The organism is Cellulosimicrobium sp. E-16, assembly GCF_049913115.1.
Lineage (GTDB): Bacteria > Actinomycetota > Actinomycetes > Actinomycetales > Cellulomonadaceae > Cellulosimicrobium.
Genome location: NZ_CP183974.1, coordinates 4,116,656 through 4,132,279 on the forward strand (window position 1 = coordinate 4,116,656; position 15,624 = coordinate 4,132,279).

Annotated in this window: 16 protein-coding genes; 8 read left to right on the forward strand and 8 right to left on the reverse strand. The window is 75.5% G+C overall.

What is annotated here, in order from left to right; all coding sequences use genetic code 11:
* The first annotated feature begins 176 nt into the window (after positions 1–176).
* The 5 genes from ACN9MS_RS18085 to ACN9MS_RS18105 all read left to right on the forward strand — a co-directional run bounded on the left by ACN9MS_RS18085 (position 177) and on the right by ACN9MS_RS18105 (position 5,899).
* Positions 177–1,028 (forward strand): ABC transporter ATP-binding protein, encoded by an 852-nt coding sequence (locus ACN9MS_RS18085; protein WP_426309778.1) that lies wholly within the window; start codon positions 177–179, stop codon positions 1,026–1,028.
* Complete coding sequence (locus tag ACN9MS_RS18090) at positions 1,028–3,562, forward strand: ABC transporter permease (protein WP_426309779.1); 2,535 nt, start codon at positions 1,028–1,030, stop codon at positions 3,560–3,562. Before ACN9MS_RS18085 ends, ACN9MS_RS18090 begins: the two co-directional genes overlap by 1 nt.
* 111 nt (positions 3,563–3,673) lie before the next feature.
* A complete protein-coding gene (locus tag ACN9MS_RS18095) occupies positions 3,674–3,952 on the forward strand; it encodes a DUF4235 domain-containing protein (RefSeq protein WP_052877701.1) in 279 nt (92 codons plus the stop codon).
* A gap of 174 nt (positions 3,953–4,126) precedes the next feature.
* The gene (locus ACN9MS_RS18100) at positions 4,127–4,453 is read left to right on the forward strand and encodes a hypothetical protein (protein ID WP_426309780.1); all 327 of its coding nucleotides are present in this window, start codon (positions 4,127–4,129) and stop codon (positions 4,451–4,453) included.
* Between the two features lie 75 nt (positions 4,454–4,528).
* Positions 4,529–5,899 carry a hypothetical protein gene (locus tag ACN9MS_RS18105; RefSeq protein WP_426309781.1) on the forward strand — a complete coding sequence of 457 codons (1,371 nt, stop codon included), beginning with the start codon at positions 4,529–4,531 and terminating at the stop codon, positions 5,897–5,899.
* On the opposite strand, the gene ACN9MS_RS18110 is transcribed toward ACN9MS_RS18105, so the two are convergent.
* The 4 genes from ACN9MS_RS18110 to ACN9MS_RS18125 are packed head-to-tail and all read right to left on the reverse strand — an operon-like array spanning position 5,866 to position 8,551.
* Entirely contained in the window at positions 5,866–6,417 is a 552-nt protein-coding gene (locus tag ACN9MS_RS18110; protein ID WP_426309782.1) for a hypothetical protein, read from the reverse strand. The two genes, ACN9MS_RS18105 and ACN9MS_RS18110, sit on opposite strands and share 34 nt — an antisense overlap.
* 26 nt (positions 6,418–6,443) lie before the next feature.
* A complete protein-coding gene (locus tag ACN9MS_RS18115; RefSeq protein ID WP_426309783.1) occupies positions 6,444–7,118 on the reverse strand; it encodes a hypothetical protein in 675 nt (224 codons plus the stop codon).
* Entirely contained in the window at positions 7,115–7,813 is a 699-nt protein-coding gene (locus ACN9MS_RS18120) for a hypothetical protein (protein ID WP_426309784.1), read from the reverse strand. Before ACN9MS_RS18120 ends, ACN9MS_RS18115 begins: the two co-directional genes overlap by 4 nt.
* 33 nt (positions 7,814–7,846) lie before the next feature.
* Positions 7,847–8,551, reverse strand: a complete 705-nt coding sequence (locus ACN9MS_RS18125) for a DUF1361 domain-containing protein (protein WP_426309785.1) — start codon at positions 8,549–8,551, stop codon at positions 7,847–7,849.
* Positions 8,552–8,667: 116 nt separating this feature from the next.
* Here ACN9MS_RS18125 and ACN9MS_RS18130 point away from each other — a divergent pair, with 116 nt between their 5' ends.
* Positions 8,668–9,912 (forward strand): MFS transporter, encoded by a 1,245-nt coding sequence (locus ACN9MS_RS18130; protein WP_426309786.1) that lies wholly within the window; start codon positions 8,668–8,670, stop codon positions 9,910–9,912.
* Positions 9,913–10,012: 100 nt separating this feature from the next.
* On the opposite strand, the gene ACN9MS_RS18135 is transcribed toward ACN9MS_RS18130, so the two are convergent.
* The gene (locus ACN9MS_RS18135) at positions 10,013–10,504 is read right to left on the reverse strand and encodes a DUF6328 family protein (RefSeq protein WP_426309787.1); all 492 of its coding nucleotides are present in this window, start codon (positions 10,502–10,504) and stop codon (positions 10,013–10,015) included.
* A gap of 92 nt (positions 10,505–10,596) precedes the next feature.
* Here ACN9MS_RS18135 and ACN9MS_RS18140 point away from each other — a divergent pair, with 92 nt between their 5' ends.
* Positions 10,597–11,343, forward strand: a complete 747-nt coding sequence (locus ACN9MS_RS18140; protein WP_426309788.1) for a PAS and ANTAR domain-containing protein — start codon at positions 10,597–10,599, stop codon at positions 11,341–11,343.
* Between the two features lie 50 nt (positions 11,344–11,393).
* Here the strand turns inward: ACN9MS_RS18140 and ACN9MS_RS18145 are convergent, their stop codons facing one another.
* The 3 genes from ACN9MS_RS18145 to ACN9MS_RS18155 form a co-directional block, all read right to left on the reverse strand.
* A complete protein-coding gene (locus ACN9MS_RS18145; RefSeq protein WP_426309789.1) occupies positions 11,394–12,209 on the reverse strand; it encodes a GAF and ANTAR domain-containing protein in 816 nt (271 codons plus the stop codon).
* 322 nt (positions 12,210–12,531) lie between these two features.
* Positions 12,532–13,392, reverse strand: a complete 861-nt coding sequence (locus ACN9MS_RS18150; protein ID WP_426309790.1) for an SDR family oxidoreductase — start codon at positions 13,390–13,392, stop codon at positions 12,532–12,534.
* Between the two features lie 39 nt (positions 13,393–13,431).
* Positions 13,432–14,184: a PAS and ANTAR domain-containing protein gene (locus ACN9MS_RS18155; RefSeq protein WP_426309791.1), complete on the reverse strand. Its 753-nt coding sequence runs from the start codon at positions 14,182–14,184 to the stop codon at positions 13,432–13,434.
* Positions 14,185–14,290: 106 nt separating this feature from the next.
* Here ACN9MS_RS18155 and glp point away from each other — a divergent pair, with 106 nt between their 5' ends.
* Positions 14,291–15,622, forward strand: a complete 1,332-nt coding sequence (gene glp, locus ACN9MS_RS18160) for a gephyrin-like molybdotransferase Glp (RefSeq protein WP_426309792.1) — start codon at positions 14,291–14,293, stop codon at positions 15,620–15,622.
* The last annotated feature ends 2 nt before the right edge of the window (positions 15,623–15,624 follow it).

Genomic DNA, 15,624 nt, shown 5'->3' on the forward strand with positions numbered 1-15,624 from the left:
AGCCGCTCGGCCTGTGCCCTGAGAGAACCCTGAGCCGTCTCCGGGGAAGCCTCGCGCCCCGACCAGGGGTGGCTCAGGGTCGTTCCCCGATGCCCGGCGAGAGTCCCCCGCGGGAGGGTCGGGACGACCGGGCCGGGAGCTCCGGACGGTCCGTCGACGCGGGAGGGGAAGGACCGATGAGCGGCACCGAGACGAGGGGCGCGACGACCACCGCGCCGGACGGGGCCACCGACGAGGCGGCAGGGCGGCCCGTGATCGCGACCGCGCGGGGCCTCCTGAAGACCTACGGGCGCGGCGAGGCGACGGTCCGCGCGCTCGACGGCGTCGACGTGGACCTCGAGCGGGGGCGGCTGACAGCGATCATGGGCCCGTCCGGGTCGGGCAAGTCGACCCTCATGCACTGCCTCGCCGGACTCGACTCCCCCACGGCGGGCACCGTCGTCGTGGACGGCGAGACGGTGTCGGCGATGAGCGAGCGGCGCCTGACGCGGCTCCGACGCACACGCATCGGATTCGTCTTCCAGTCGTTCAACCTCGTCCCGACGCTCACGGCGGAGGAGAACATCGTGCTGCCGCTGGCCATCGCGCGCCGACCGGTGGACCGCGAGTGGTTCGACCGCGTGGTCGACGCCGTCGGGCTGCGCCCGCGGCTCGGGCACCGCCCGGCGGAGCTCTCCGGCGGGCAGCAGCAGCGCGTCGCGTGCGCGCGGGCGCTCGTGTCCCGGCCGGCGGTCGTGTTCGCGGACGAGCCGACGGGCAACCTCGACTCGCACGCCGCGGCCGAGGTGCTCGGCTTCCTGCGCGCCTCGGTGGACGACCTCGGCCAGTCCGTCGCGATGGTCACGCACGACCCCACGGCGGCGTCGTACGCGCACCGTGTCCTGTTCCTCGCGGACGGTCGCCTCGTGACCGAGCTGCGTGACCCGACGCCGCAGGCCGTCCTCGACACGCTCGGCGCCCTCTCTCCGGCGGCGACCGCGGGCGCCCACGCCGCCGACCCGGCGCACGAGCCGGCGGCCGTCCGGTGATGGGCCGGATCGCCCTGCGCGGCGTGCGCGCGCACGGCGCCCAGCTCGTGCTCTCGGTGCTCGCGGTGACGATCGGCGTCGCGTTCGTCACCGGCACGTTCGCGCTGCGCGCGATGCTCGCGTCGACGTTCGACGGCATCGTCGCGTCGTCGATCCAGGCCGACGCGTACGTGCGCGGCGCGACCGCCGCGGGGTCCGCCCTCGAGTCGTCGTCCGCGCAGCTCGGCGGGGCCCGCAGCCTCGTCCCGGCGGACCTGGCCGGGACGCTCGACGCGCGCGACGACGTCGACCTCGCGCTCGCCGAGGTGAGCGGCCCCGCCGTCCTCGTGGGCGCCGACGGCACCGCGGTGCTGAGCACGCAGGCGCCGAGCATGGCGGTCGGCTACGACCCGCGCGACCCCGGGCCGCGCGTGGTCGACGGCCGCGCACCGGAGAGCGCCGCCGAGGTCGCGCTCGAGTCCGCGACGCTCGAGGCGTCGGGCCTCGCGGTGGGCGACACGACCGACGTCGTGCTCGGGGACGAGGTGCGCCCGGTGCGCGTGGTGGGCGAGCTCTCGCTGTCCGCGCCGATGGCGGGCGCGACGATCGTCCTGCTCGACGCGGCGACCGCGGCCGCGACGTACGCGCCGGACGGCATGGTGCCGTCGATCGCCCTGTACGCCGCCGACGGTGTCTCCCCCGACGCGCTGCGCGACGCCGTCGCGACCGCGCTCCCCGGCGACACCGAGGCCGTGACGGGTGCCGACCTGCGCGACGAGACGAGCAGCGCCATCGCCGACCAGCTCGGCTTCGTCTCGACGTTCCTGCTCGTGTTCGCCGCGCTCGCGCTGTTCGTCGGCACGTTCATCATCACCAACACGTTCGCGATGCACGTGCGCCGCCGGACGCGCGAGCTCGCGCTGCTGCGCGCGGTCGGGGCGTCGCCGGCCCAGGTGTTCACGTCGGTGCTGGGACAGGCCGCGGTCGTCGGGGCGGTCGGGGCGGTGCTGGGCGTCGCGGCCGGGTTCGGGCTCGCCGAGCTCGCGCGGGCCGGGCTCGGCGCGGTGGGCATGGAGCTCGCCGGGTCGCTGCCCGTGACGACGGCCGGGATCGTGGTCCCGCTCGTCGTCGGGGTCGTGGTGTCCGTGGTGGCGGCAGCCCTGCCCGCGCGGCACGCGGCGCTCGTCCGGCCCGTCGAGGCCATGCGGGCCGACGTCGTGCGCCCCGCCGGTCCGGGCGTCGCCCGGGTGGTCGCGGGGACGCTGACCCTGCTCGCCGGCACCGGGCTGGTGGTGGGCGCCGCGGCGGTCGGGAGCGGCGGGGCACCGCTCCTCGGCCTCGGCGCGGTCGGGGTGATCGCGGGCGTGCTGCTGCTCTCCCCGCTCGCGGTCGGCCCCGTGCTGGGCGTCCTCGCCGCGCCGTTCGTCGCGCTGGTCCGACCCCTCGGCGGGCTCGCGCGCGGCAACGTCACGCGCCAGCCGCGCCGCACGGCCGCGACCGCCGGGGCGCTCGTCGTCGGCATGGCGCTCGTGTCGACGACGTCGGTCCTCGCGCTCTCGGCACGCGAGTCCGTGACCGGCATCGTCGACGAGGAGACGGCCGCCGACCTCGTCGTCCGGTCCGCGACCCCGTACCTCCCGGAGGGCGTCGCGGCCGACGTCCGCGCCGTGCCCGGCGTCGCGTCCGCCGACCTCACGACGTACGGGCAGGTGGTCGTCGACGACGAGCCGCAGCTCGTGGTCGGGTTCCCCGCCGAGGGCTTCGGGCGCTCGGTCCGCACGACGGCGGTCGAGGGCGACCTCGGCGCGTACGCCCGCGGGGAGGCCGCCGTCATGGAGGACGCGCTCGACGAGCACGGCTGGGCGCTCGGCGACGTCGTGACGATCGCCGACCCCGCCCGGCCCGACCTCCCGGCCCACGACGTCCGCATCGGCGCGGTGATCGCCTCCCACGCGTTCTCCGTCGACATGCTCCTGCCCCCGGACGTCGCCTCCGCGGTGGGCGCGACGACCCCCGAGATGCTGTTCCTCGACGCCGAGCCGGGCGCCGACCTCGCGGCCGTCCGCGACGGGGTGACGGACGCCGTCGCGCCGTACGTCGTGGCGAGCGTGCTCGACGCCGACGAGTTCGCCGGGGAGGTCGCGGCCCAGGTCGAGTCGATCCTCGCGATCGTCTACGCGCTGCTCGGCCTGTCCGTGCTCGTCGCGGTCCTCGGGATCGTCAACACGCTGGCCCTGTCCGTCGTCGAGCGGACGCGCGAGATCGGTCTCCTGCGCGCCGTCGGGCTGGGGCGCGCCCAGCTCGCCACGACGATCGTCATCGAGTCCGTGCTGGTCGCGGTCTTCGGGACGGCCGTCGGGCTGGTCGTGGGGACGGGCCTGGCCGCCGCGCTCCCGTCCGTCCTCGCGGACGAGGGCTTCACGACCCTCGCCGTGCCGTGGGCGCAGCTCGGGGCGATGCTCGCGCTCGCCGCCGTCGTCGGGGTCGTGGCAGCGGTCTGGCCCGCGGTCCGCGCCGCCCGGCTGCCCGTGCTCGACGCGGTGAGCCAGGAGTGACCGGTCCCCTCGCCCGCCCGACGCGCGCCGGGCGGGCGAGGGGTCGACGGTTCGCACTACGGTGGGAGCACGCCCGCGCCGACCGGCGCCCCGACCGACGGAGGACCCCTCGTGGCCGACACGAACGAGACCGAGCAGACCCTGGCCCTGAAGGTCGGGACCGTCGCCCTCACCTTCGCGGCGGGCTGGGCCGCGCAGAAGCTCGTCACGTTCGTCTGGGCGAAGGTCACGGGTCACGACGCCCCGAAGGACCTCGACGACGACGAGGTCGGCATCGTCTCGGCCGTCACGTTCGCCGCCGTCGCCGCCGGCGTCGGCGTCCTCGCGCGCCGGTTCGCCGGCAAGGAGGCCAAGCGGTTCGTCTCCCGCCTCGCGTCGCGCGCGTCCTGACCCCCACGCCCGCCGACGTCCGGACGCGGCTGCCCCCGTCCAGCGGACACGACCGGTCTCGATGCGCAGCGGGCTGAGCGGGTGCCCGGGTGGTCGAACGCACCGTCGGGAATGCCCTAGTGTGTGCGCGCCGCCACACAGCCGTGGCGTGCCTTGCTCACGAAGGACAGGTCCATGGAAGTCAGCGACTCGGTTTTCCTCCTCTACGTCGGCCTGCTGGCGCTCGCCGGCATCATCCAGCTCGTGATCGCCGGCATCGGGTTCGGAGCGTCCAGCACGACTCGCCTCCTCAGCGGCCTCTTCGGCCTCGGCTTCCTCGGGTACGCGATCTACCTCGCGTTCTTCTTCACCGGCGGGACGTTCGCGATGTTCTGGTACGCGTTCATCGCACCCGTCGCGGTGATCGCCCAGGTCGTCAAGAACCGCCGTGAGCGGCCGGCCGCACAGCCCGCCCCGGTCGCGACGCAGCCCCCGGCCCCGCTCGACCAGCCGCGGGTCTGAGACACGGCTCCGCCGGTGGGGGCGCGCACCGACCGGAGCCGCCGAGCCCGGGGTCGCACCGGTACCCTGGCGCGCGTGACGGCCCCACCGGCGAACCCTGCGGTCGCGACGACGGTCCCCTCGGACTCCGTGCTGCGTGCCGGCGTGCGCGTGCTCGCCGACGCGGGCCGCCTGCTCTCCCGGCACTGGCCCGCGCTCGTCGCGGTCGCGCTCCTTGCCGAGGTCGTGCACGAGCTCGCGCTGCGCGCCGCGCTCGCCGTCGCGCCGTCGTCGGGCGTGCTCGGCCTGCTCGTGCTGTGCTTCTCGCCGCTCGCGACGGTCGTCGGGATCGTCGTCATGCTGCACGTCCTGCGCCGCGAGCCGCGGACCGCGCGCGACCGGCTCGAGGTGCGGGCGCTGCTCGGCTCGATCGCATCGGTCCTCGTCCCCTACCTCGTCATCTACGAGTTCTACGGCGGCCTGTCGTCCGACTGGCAGACCTACATCGACTCCGCGGCGCTCGACCACGCGTTCGCGGCCGGGTCCGGGATCGAGACGTCGAGCCCCATCCCCGAGGGGTTCGGGCTCACCGTCGTGCTCGTCGTCGCCGGCGCCCTGCTCGCACGCACGCTGCTCGAGCGCCTCGCCAAGCGCGTCGACCGTGGCGTGTCCGCGGCGGGCGGCGACACGCAGCGCAGCGCGCGCTCCGCCGCCGTCCGCATCGCGGCGGGGTACTGCGAGGTCGTGTGGATCGTCGTCGGTGCGTTCACCGTCACCGCCGTCGTCGGGCGCGTGCGCGAGTGGTGGACGTCGCGCGTGGTCGTCGTCGAGACCACGACCTGGTGGGACGGCGTCGTCGCGCGCGTCGACGTCCTCAAGCCGCTCGTCGACGCCCTGGGCCCGACGACGTCCCTCCTCCTCGCGGGCGTCGTCACCGGACTCGTCGTGCCGCTCGCCTGGCTCACCCTCGGCACGATCGTCTACGGCGTCGAGGCGATCGACGTCGTCGACCCGGCGCACGCGACGCAGGGCGGCGACGAGCCCACGGGTCGCGCGACGCGCGTCGTCGACCGGTTCAACCGGACGCTCGGCGAGAGCGGTGCGCGCAAGGCGTGGGAGCTCATGCTCGACCCCGGCCGACGGTTCGGCGGCCTCGTGGGTGCGCTCGGCATGCTGTGGCGCAGCCGGTGGAGCGCCGTGCTGCTCTTCTGCGTCGCGTTCGCCCTCCTGACGCTCGGCGAGCAGGTCGTCTACACGGCCGCGCAGGCCGTCGTCGGCCAGCCGGGGATCGTCGCCTGGCGCGCGCTCGTCGGCCCGCTCGAGATCGTCGCGACGGTCGTGGTGCAGGTGCTCACGACCGTGCTGCTCGCTGCCGCGGCGGACGCGCTCCTCGCGAGCCTCGGCCTGCCGTCGGCGCTGCGCACGCGTCGTCGTCAGGCCGCGTCGGGGACCGGCAGCGACCAGTAGGCGGGGAGCAGCTCCGGCTCGACGAGACGCACCTCGGCGGGCACGGCGTCGTCGGGCGTGAGGAAGTGCTGCGTGCTGCGGCTCGAGACGGCGCCCGTGCAGACCGGGGCCTCGGGGAACGGCATCCCCGGGAGCGCCGACGCCCCCGCCGTGAACTCGCGCCCGGCCGTGTCGAGCAGCACGACCTCGCACGCCGAGTACGTCTCCTCCTCGCTCGCCGGGGCGGCGGGCGCGTCCGACCGCAGCGACACGTCGGCTGCCCAGAGCGTGTAGCCCTCCGGGGCCTCGAGGCGGTCCCCGTAGCCGTCGTCGAGCCAGTCGACCTCCTCGAGCCCGGCGAGACGCGCCCGGACGTCGCCGACCTGCGCCCAGCCCTCGGCGTCGGCCGCGTGCGCGCGGTGCGGCTCCGACGCCCACCACCCCTGCACCGCGTCCGAACGCCAGGTGAGCGCGCCGAGCGCCGCGAGAGCCACCGCCAGCACCACCAGCCACCAGCGGTTCGCGCGCCACCATCCCACGCTCGATCCTCCGCCCGACATCCCGCTCATCCGCCCCACCCCCCGGGGACGAGCGCGGGCGCCAGCACCTCGACCACCGCGTCCGCCGCGGGCAGCTCGAGACGACCGAGGTCGATCTCGGCGACCGCCTGCGGGCGGTCGATGTCCGCGTCGTCGTGCTCCGTGAGCACCCTCAGCACGACGCCGCCCTCGAGCGCGCGTGCCGGCACCTCGACGACGACCGTCCCGGCCTCGGGGACGTCCGGGTCCACGAACGTGCTCATCATCGAGCTGCTCGCGCGGTGCGTCGCCGCGTGGTCGCGCCCCTCGGCGTCGCGCAGCTCGAGCGCCTCGATGCCGGCCTCGTTCGTCGTGCCGGACACCGCGAGGTCGACGGCGACCCAGACGCCGTCGGTCGTCAGGGTGTCGAACCCGTCCTCGAGCACCGTGCCGGTGCGCACGTCGTCGACGCGCACGCGCAACGGGCCGGCGGTGACGACCTCGCCCACGTCTCCGCGCGTCGTCGTCGCCGTGAGCGTGGGCCACCACGTGTCGACGCGCGCCACGGCGGCCCCGACACCTACGGCGAGCACCAGCAGGACGACGGTCACGACGACGTCGGCACGCCGCGGGCGCGCGGCCGCGACGGGCGCACCGGCCGTCGCGGCAGGCTCGTCGGCGGTCGGCGTGGTGGTCGCCGTCTCCACGGAGGGCTCGGTCACCACGCCTCCTCGTCCTCGGGCGGGTCCACGATCTCCGGCGGGACGTCCCCGGGCGGGACGTCCACGAGCACCACCGTGCCCGTCTCGGCCCACCGGCGGCCCCCGCCGATCGTCATGTCCCGGTAGCGGAACGTCGGGACGGTGACGGGGAGCGGCTCGTCCGGGGCGGCGGAGGTGGCCCCGCCCTCCGGGACCGTCACCGGCCACAGCAGCGCGACGTCCTCCGGCAGACCCGGCTGGAGCACGGGGTAGACCGAGGCGTCGCGCACGAGCAGCGTCGGGTCCGGGCGGTCAGGCTCCGCATCGCCGGCGAGCGCCAGGCCGCCCGGCAGCTCGTCCGGGAGCGTCACGGCGGTGCGGTCCAGACGGCGCGGCTCGCGGTCCGTGTCGAGCGCGCCCACGACCACGACCAGCCACGCGTCGGCGCCGGAGTCCTCGAGCGCGGAGACCTGCACGGTGTCCGTCACGGACCACGACCGCACCGTGAGGTCGAACGGTCCCGTCGGGACCGGCTCCCCCGCGGCGGCGTGGGCGGGCCCCGCCTCGGCGGCCACGTGCTGCGCGAACCCGCCGGCCGCCGCCGTCCCCGCCACGAGGCCGAGCAGGACCGCCAGCGCGATGCGGCGCGGCCACGTCCCGACGACCGCGCGGAGCAGCGGGACGCTGCGGGCGGCCCTCGGCGCGGTCGACGTCACGGCGCGCATCCTACGGGTCGGGCGGGGTCCCCGTCAGGCCCCGCGGACCAGGAGCGTCGTGACGGGGCCCATGACGATCGCGTACATGACCGCGAAGAAGAGCGTGTGCAGGAGCACGAAGAGCAGCGCGTCCAGCACGGCGCCCCGGCCCCGGAAGTGGCGCACGAGCTTGCGCACGAACTGGACCGGGTGGGCGAGGTCCCAGCTGTTGAAGCGCACGTACCGGCCCAGGTAGATGCCCACCGACACCAGGGCCAGCACGACGAGCACCACGACCCACGACACGGGCCGGCGGAACGGGGCGTCGTCGTCCGGGTAGAGCACGATCGCGAGCAGCGCCTGCGCGAGGAACACGTTGACGAGCGTGTTCATCACCCCGGACAGCGCGAGCGTCAGCACGGCCACGATGTCGTACCAGAGCGGGACCTCCTCGCCCTCCTGGCGGTGGCTGTAGTTCAGCTCGGTGACGAGGTAGCCCGCGTTCGGCAGGAGCAGCAGCCAGACGCCGAACCCGAGGACGGCGCACGTCACGACCGCCCAGGACGGGGCACCGCCCGCGATGAGCACCGCGTCGACGAGGACGACGAGGCCCAGCACGATCACCGGCGCGATCGAGAGGCCGATGTTGAGCAGCATCGGCCGGTACAGGGGCGTGCGGTAGAGCGGGGCGCGCAGCACCACGAGGGCGAGCGCGTACACGTTGAGCAGGGCCACGCCCCCGAAGAGCCAGTCGAGCACGCCCCCACGGTACGGGTGGTTCGCCGCGCGCGGCGCGACGAGCGTCGTTAGCGTGGAGTCGCTCGACGCAACGACCTCCCGTGCCCGGCGACGGGCACTTCCTCCCAGGAGTCGCCATGGCGCAGCAGGACGCGAGCGGGACCACCGGTCCCGCCCCGACGACGACGTCCCCGTCCACCTCCCCGACCCTCATGCTCGTCCTCGCGACGATCGGGTTCGCCGTGAACTTCTGGGCGTGGGCGCTCATCAGCCCGCTGGGCGCGGCGTACGGGCAGCTCTACGACCTCACGGACGTGCAGGTGTCCGTCCTCGTCGCCGTGCCGGTCGTCGTCGGGTCCCTCGGGCGCATCCCCGTGGGCGCTCTCACCGACCGGTACGGCGCCCGCATCATGTTCCCCCTGGTCAGCGCGCTGACCATCCTTCCGGTCCTCTTCGTCGGGCTCGTCGCGGACAGCTTCGCCGCGCTGCTCGTCGGCGGGTTCTTCCTCGGGCTGGGCGGCACCGCGTTCGCCGTCGGCGTCCCGTTCGTCAACGCCTGGTACCCGCCCGCCCGCCGCGGCACCGCGATCGGGATCTTCGGCATGGGCATGGGCGGCACGGCGATCTCCGCGTTCACCACCGTGCGCATCCGCGACGCGTGGGGCGACGCCGCGCCGTTCCTCCTCGTCGCCGCCGTCCTCGCCGTGTTCGCCGTCGTGGCGTGGCTCCTGCTGCGCGTCCCGCCCGGCCGCGCGGCCGCCCCCGCCGGCGGCTTCTGGTCCCGCACGTGGGCGACGTTCCGCCTGCCCGCGACCCTCCAGCTCTCGTGGCTCTACGCGGTCGGGTTCGGCGGGTTCGTCGCGTTCTCCGTCTACCTGCCCACGTTCCTCGTCAACGCCTACGACCTCACCGCCTCCGACGCCGCCGCCCGCACCGCCGGGTTCGTCGTGCTCGCCGTCCTCATGCGCCCCGTGGGCGGGGCGCTGTCCGACCGGTTCGGCGGCGTGCCCGTCTCCGTCGTGTGCTTCGCCGTCGTGACGGCGCTCGCCGCGGTCGTCGCGTTCCAGCCCTCGCTCGTCCCGGTGGGGACCGTCGCGTTCCTCGGCCTCGCCGCCGCGCTCGGCGCGTCGTCGGGTGCCACGTTCGCGCTCGTCTCCAAGGTCGCGCCGGTCGAGAAGGTCGGCGCCGTCACCGGCCTCGTCGGCGCGGCCGGCGGCCTCGGCGGGTTCATTCCGCCGCTGCTCATGGGTGCCGTCTACCAGCTCGAGGGCACCTACGGCCTCGGCTTCGCCCTCTTGGCGCTGACCGCCCTGCTCACCCTGCTGTTCACCCTCGGCCCCGTCCGCCGCGGCGTCCAGGCCCGCGCCGCCGCCTCCACCTGAAACCTCCCGAGGAAGCCCCGGGCCGCACGGAGTCCCACCCGGGTCCGCCGAGGCAGGACCACGGTTCTACCTCGCGCGACCACGGTTCTGCCTCGCGAGGTCAGGTAGAGGCAGGAGAGGCCGGGCCGCGGCCGACGACGCGCGGGAGGGCGAACCAGAGGCCGACGAGCAGGACGAGCGCGCAGCCGCTCGACCACAGGGCCGCGGTGCGGTTCACGACGACGTCGACCACGAGCAGGACCGTCCCGGTGACGACGAACGCGAGGACGAGCACGCCGACCCGGGCGATGCGGTCGCTCATCGTGACGAGCGCCGTCTTGCGGTGCTTGCGGAACCACGCGCGGTGCAGGCTCACGGGCGTGACGAACAGCCCGGTGGACAGCACGGCGAGCGCCACGAGGGCGAGGTAGACGCCGGTCTGGAACGTGTCGAGGTCGCCGAAGCGCTGCTGGAACGGCAGCGTGAGCAGGAACCCCGTGAGGATCTGCACGCCCATCTGCATGACGCGCAGCTCCTGGAGCAGCTCGGCCCAGTTGCGGTCCGACCGTTCGTCGGCCGACTCGTCACGTCCGTCGCTGACCTGCGTGGTCATGAGTCCTCCCTCGCGCCGCCCCTGGGATAATCTTCCTTCTGCTGGGGTCAGGAATCGGCTCCGTCCTGATCGATCTCCGGGGACCCCCATCGATGGACGCTGCTCTGCCCTCCGACGCCGCTGAACACGACGACGTCGTCCCGCCGGCTCTCGCCGACCTCCTCGCCGCGCTCGGCCCGGGTGACCCCCAGCCGGTCGGACGGTTCCGCGTCGACGTCGCCACGGACACGTGGTGGTGGTCGGACGAGGTGTACGAGATGCACGGCTTCGCGTCGGGCGAGGTCGTCCCGACGACGGCGCTCGTCCTGTCCCACAAGCACCCCGAGGACCGAGAGCGCGTCGCGAGCGAGCTCGCGCAGGCGGCGCGCACGGGGGAGCCGTTCGGATCCATGCACCGCATCGTGGACGCGACGGGGCGTACTCGCACGCTCGCCGTGGCCGCGCAAGGCCGCCGCCTCGACGGCGGGGCGGCCCCGTGGGCGGCGGTCGTGGGGTACTTCGTGGACCTGACGACCGCGCACGAGGAGGCGGCCCGCCGCGAGGCGACGGCGTCGATCCGCGCGGCCGACGCGTCCCGCTCGGCGATCGAGCAGGCGAAGGGCGTCCTCATGACGGCGTTCGCGATCGGGCCGGACGACGCGTTCGAGCTGCTGCGCCGCCGCTCGAACGACGCGAACGTGCCCGTGCGGGAGCTCGCGCGCCGGCTGGTCGCGGGCGTCGTCGACGGGTCGGTCACAGGCACCGGGGTGGTCGGCGACGCCGCCCGTCGCCGCATCGACCGGCTCCTCGAGGCCGCGGACGGCGAGGGCGACGAGGAGCCGCAGGGCGCGCTGGGCTGACCCGCTCGGCCGTAGGGCGCGGGAGGACGCGCCCGGCGCGACCTCCCGTGTCAGTCCGCCCCGACCCCGGGGATGCGCCGCGTCTCCACGACCTGGCGCGCGATGTCGACGAGCTTGATGTTCGCGTCCTGGGAGACGCGGCTCAGCACCGCGAACGCGCGCCCGGCCGTGAGCGAGTAGCGCTCCATGACGATGCCCTGCGCCTGCCCGATGAGGGTGCGGGTCTGGACCGCGGACTGGAGCTGCTCCTCGGTCCGCGCGGCGGAGATCGCGGCCGCGGCGACGGCCGCGAAGGTGGCCGCGAGGTGATGGGCGTCGGCATCGAACGCGTGAGGAGACGTCGAGTACATGTTGAGCGCGCCGTGCGCGTTCTCCGACGTGTAGAGCTGCACGCAGAGCATCGACCGGACGCCGAGCTCGCGCGCGACGGTGGGCGCCCACAGCGGCCAGCGTGCGTCGGTCTCGATGTCGCCCGACTCGACGAGCGCGTGGTCGTGCACCGCGTCGAGGCACGGCCCCTCCCGCAGCTCGTACTGGAGGGCGTCGCCACGGGCCACGAGGGGGTCCGAGACAGCGGGGCTCTCGATCCGCCCGCGCGTGACGAGCGAGATGCCCGCGGACTCGCACCCGTCCACCATCGACACGGCGAGCTCGACGACGCGGTCGAGGGTCTGCTGGAGGGTCGGTTCGTCGGCGAGTGCCCGGGCGGCGTCCGCGACGAGCACGGCGATGCCCTGCTCCTCGGTGCCGCCCACGACCTCGGGCACCCCGGCGACGATCTCGGCCTGCGGCGTCGGGACGGTGGCGCCCGGCCCTGCCGGCATGCCGACGGTCCCCTGCTCGACGCTCTGCTCGATGCTCGTCATCTCGGCCTCCTCACGGTTTCCCCGGCCCAGCGTAGATCGCTCGCGCGGCGGCCGGTACCCGGCGGGACGGGCGCGCCCTGCGTCGCGGCCCGCCTCGCAGGTCGTGCCGGAGGCCCCGCCCGGGCACGGCGCCCGGGCGGGTCGGGGGCGGTGGCCGTCTCGCCCGCACAGGGCGTGGCGGCTGGTGTCCCACGGGCACCGTCGCTCTCGCGGCGGACCCGCCCCCGGGCGGGCGCGGACGCCCGCCCTCCGACCCTCCCGGGCGGGTCGCGGCCCTCGGCCGATCCGTCCGCGGCCCGCACGGGGAGGTCTCTTCATCGCCCTAGAACACGGGCTTTCCTCCCGTCACCCCGAGGACGGTGCCGGAGACGTAGCTCGCGTCCGTCGGGGAGGCGAGGAAGACGAACGCCGGGGCGACCTCGCCGGGCTGTCCCGCCCGCCCCAGCGGCGTGTCCTGCCCGAACTTCTCGATCTTCTCCTCGGGCTGGGTCGCCGGCTGGAGCGGGGTCCAGATGGGACCCGGCGCGACGGCGTTGACCCGGATGCCCCGCGGACCGAGCTCGGCCGCGAGGTTCACCGTGAGGTTGTTGATCGCGGCCTTGGTCGACGCGTAGTCGAGCAGCGACGTCGACGGCTGGTACGCCTGGATCGACGAGTTGTTGACGATCGCCGCCCCCTCGCCCAGGTGCTCGAGCGCCGACTGCGTGACCCAGAGCAGCGCGTAGAGGTTCGTCTTGAGGACGCGGTCGATCTCGTCCGTCGTGACGTCCTCGATCGACTCGCGCCGCGCCATCTGGAACCCGGCGTTGTTGACGAGCACGTCGAGCCCGCCGAGCTCCGCGGCGGCACGCCCGGGCAGGGCACGCGCCGTCGCCTCGTCGGTCAGGTCGCCGGGCAGGAGGGCGCACGCGCGGCCCGCCTCGCGGACCCAGTGCGCCGTCTCCTCGGCGTCCTCCTGCTCCTCGGGCAGGTAGCCGATCGCGACGTCGGCGCCCTCCCGCGCGAAGGCGATGGCGACGGCGCGCCCGATGCCCGAGTCGCCGCCCGTCACGAGGGCGCGGCGCCCCTCGAGCCGCCCGCTGCCGCGGTACGACTGCTCGCCGTGGTCGGGCGCGGGATCCATGGGCCCGGTCAGGCCGGGCGGCTCCTGCTGCTGGGCCGGGAAGGCCGTCTCGTCCGTCATCTCGTCCCTCCGTCCTGTCGACGTGCGGTCACCGGTGCGTCAGGAGCGCGCCGGCTCGCGTCGGCGCGCGAGCTGGGCGTCGTGCGCACGCGGCCGCGCGACCGGGCGCACGGCGGCGAACGCCCCCGCGAGCGTCGCCTCGGCCGTCGGGCCCACCCCGCCCGCCTTGCTCAGCGCCCGCATGACCTGCGCGGCGGTCTCCTGGACCGGGACGCCGGCCTCGCCGGCGGCCTCGGCGAGGAGCTGGCCCGCCGCGACGTCGTCGACGCCGTGCACGGCCATGAGCACGCCCTTGACCTGCTCGACGGCGGCCTGGCTGACGAACGCACGCGTCACGGCGCGCTGCGACTCACGCTCGAGCGCTTCCTTGTGAGCGGGGCTCACGTCGACGACGTACCCGGCGATCTCGACGACGCGGCCCCGGGCGTCCCGGCGCCCCTGCCCCGTCACGACGACGGACCGGGCCTTGCCGTGCCCGTCGACGATGCGGTGCGCGCAGGAGAACGGCCGGCCGGAGCGGATCGCCTCCGTCGCGGCGCGGACGACGCGGGCGCGGTCGTCGGGGTGCTTGCGCGAGCGCAGGGCGTCCAGGCTCGGGTCGACGTCCCCCGGCGTCCAGCCGTGCATCGTGTACACCTCGTCCGACCACCACCAGGTCCCGGAGCCGAGCTCGACGCGGTACTGCCCCACGAGGAGGTGCGTGCCCACGGCGAGCACCTCGGCGAGGGCTGCGGGCCGCACGGGCGTGGTCTGCTCAGGGCTGTGGCTGGTGGTCACGGAGATCGAGGCCATGGTGTCCTCCCAAAGTTCGGGGGGCGGTGGGCCGCTTCATGACTCCAGTCCCCAACCTAGCCCACCCACCGGCGGACGGCACCCGGGCTCGGCTACGGTGCGGGGCATGACCCGCGAGCCGCGCCGGACGATCGCCCAGCACGCCGACGACGCGCTCGCGCTCGTCCGCCCGACGCCGGCCACGGACCTTCCGCTCGAGGACGCGGTCGGGGCGGTCCTCGCCGCCGACGTCGTCTCGACGCTCGACGCGCCCGCGTTCGACGCGTCCGCGATGGACGGCTACGCGGTGCGGTCGGTCGACGTGGCGGGGGCAGCGACCGGTTCGCCCGTCGCCCTGCGCGTGGTCGGCGACGTCGCGGCGGGGGCGCCAGGGCTCGACGACCCCCTCGGCGCCGGCGAGGCCGTCCGGATCATGACGGGGGCCCCGGTGCCGCGCGGTGCCGACGTCGTGGTCCCGGTCGAGCGCACGTCGACAGGGCGGTTCACCCCGGGCGCGCCGGGGAGCGGCCCGACCACGGTCGAGGTCCACGACGCGTCGCGCAGCAACGTGCGGGCGCAGGGCGAGGACGTGCGCCGCGGTGACGTGGTCGTCGAGGCGGGAGCCGTGCTGACGGCACGGCACGTCTCGGTCGCGGCGTCCGCGGGGCACGCGACCGTGCGGGTGCACCGGGCGCCGCGCGTGGCCGTGCTCTCCACCGGCAGCGAGCTCGTGGCGCCGGGGACCGCTCCGGGTCCGGGCCGGATCCCCGACTCCAACTCCGTGCTGCTCGCCGCGTCGGCCCGCGCGGCGGGAGCGCGCGTGGTGCGGCGGGGCGCGGTCGGCGACACCGCCGCCGCGCTCGTCGCGGCCCTCGACGACCTGCTGGCCGCGTTCGACGGCGCCCCGCCCGACCTGCTCGTCAGCACGGGCGGGGTGAGCGCGGGCGCGTTCGACGTCGTGCGCGAGGTCCTCGACCCCGCGACGCGCGCCGGGACGGCGTGGGAGGGCGCGGTCGACGACGCGCGGCTCGTCGCGGTGGGCATGCAGCCCGGCAAGCCGCAGGGGATCGCGCGGTGGCGCGGTGTCCCCTGGCTCGCGCTGCCCGGCAACCCCGTGAGCGCGTTCGTGTCGTTCGAGCTGTTCGTGCGGCCGGCCCTCGACCGCCTGCGGGGCGTCCCCGGCACGGGCCGCGAGCTCGTGGAGCGCGTCGCCACCGAGGGCTGGTCGTCGCCGTCCGGGCGCGAGCAGCTCGTGCTCGTGCGGCACACCGTGCCCGACGGCAATCAGGTCGTCCCCGCGGGCCGGCACCACGACCGGGGGTCGGACCCCGCGGAGGCGCGGGGCTCCGGCTCGCACCGCGTGAGCGCGCTCGCGCACGCCGACGCGCTCGCCCTCGTCGGCGCCGACGTCACGGCGGTCGTGCCCGGCGACACCGTCCGGGTGCTGCTCCTGGACTGACC

Excerpts from the sequence above, each read along its gene's own strand:
- ACN9MS_RS18085 (WP_426309778.1), top strand. The coding sequence starts at position 177 with ATGAGCGGCACCGAGACGAGGGGCGCGACGACCACCGCGCCGGACGGG.
- ACN9MS_RS18090 (WP_426309779.1), top strand. The coding sequence starts at position 1,028 with ATGGGCCGGATCGCCCTGCGCGGCGTGCGCGCGCACGGCGCCCAGCTC.
- ACN9MS_RS18100 (WP_426309780.1), top strand. The coding sequence starts at position 4,127 with ATGGAAGTCAGCGACTCGGTTTTCCTCCTCTACGTCGGCCTGCTGGCG.
- ACN9MS_RS18130 (WP_426309786.1), top strand. The coding sequence starts at position 8,668 with ATGGCGCAGCAGGACGCGAGCGGGACCACCGGTCCCGCCCCGACGACG.
- ACN9MS_RS18135 (WP_426309787.1), bottom strand. The coding sequence starts at position 10,504 with ATGACCACGCAGGTCAGCGACGGACGTGACGAGTCGGCCGACGAACGG.
- ACN9MS_RS18140 (WP_426309788.1), top strand. The coding sequence starts at position 10,597 with ATGGACGCTGCTCTGCCCTCCGACGCCGCTGAACACGACGACGTCGTC.
- ACN9MS_RS18145 (WP_426309789.1), bottom strand. The coding sequence starts at position 12,209 with ATGACGAGCATCGAGCAGAGCGTCGAGCAGGGGACCGTCGGCATGCCG.
- ACN9MS_RS18150 (WP_426309790.1), bottom strand. The coding sequence starts at position 13,392 with ATGACGGACGAGACGGCCTTCCCGGCCCAGCAGCAGGAGCCGCCCGGC.
- ACN9MS_RS18155 (WP_426309791.1), bottom strand. The coding sequence starts at position 14,184 with ATGGCCTCGATCTCCGTGACCACCAGCCACAGCCCTGAGCAGACCACG.
- glp (WP_426309792.1), top strand. The coding sequence starts at position 14,291 with ATGACCCGCGAGCCGCGCCGGACGATCGCCCAGCACGCCGACGACGCG.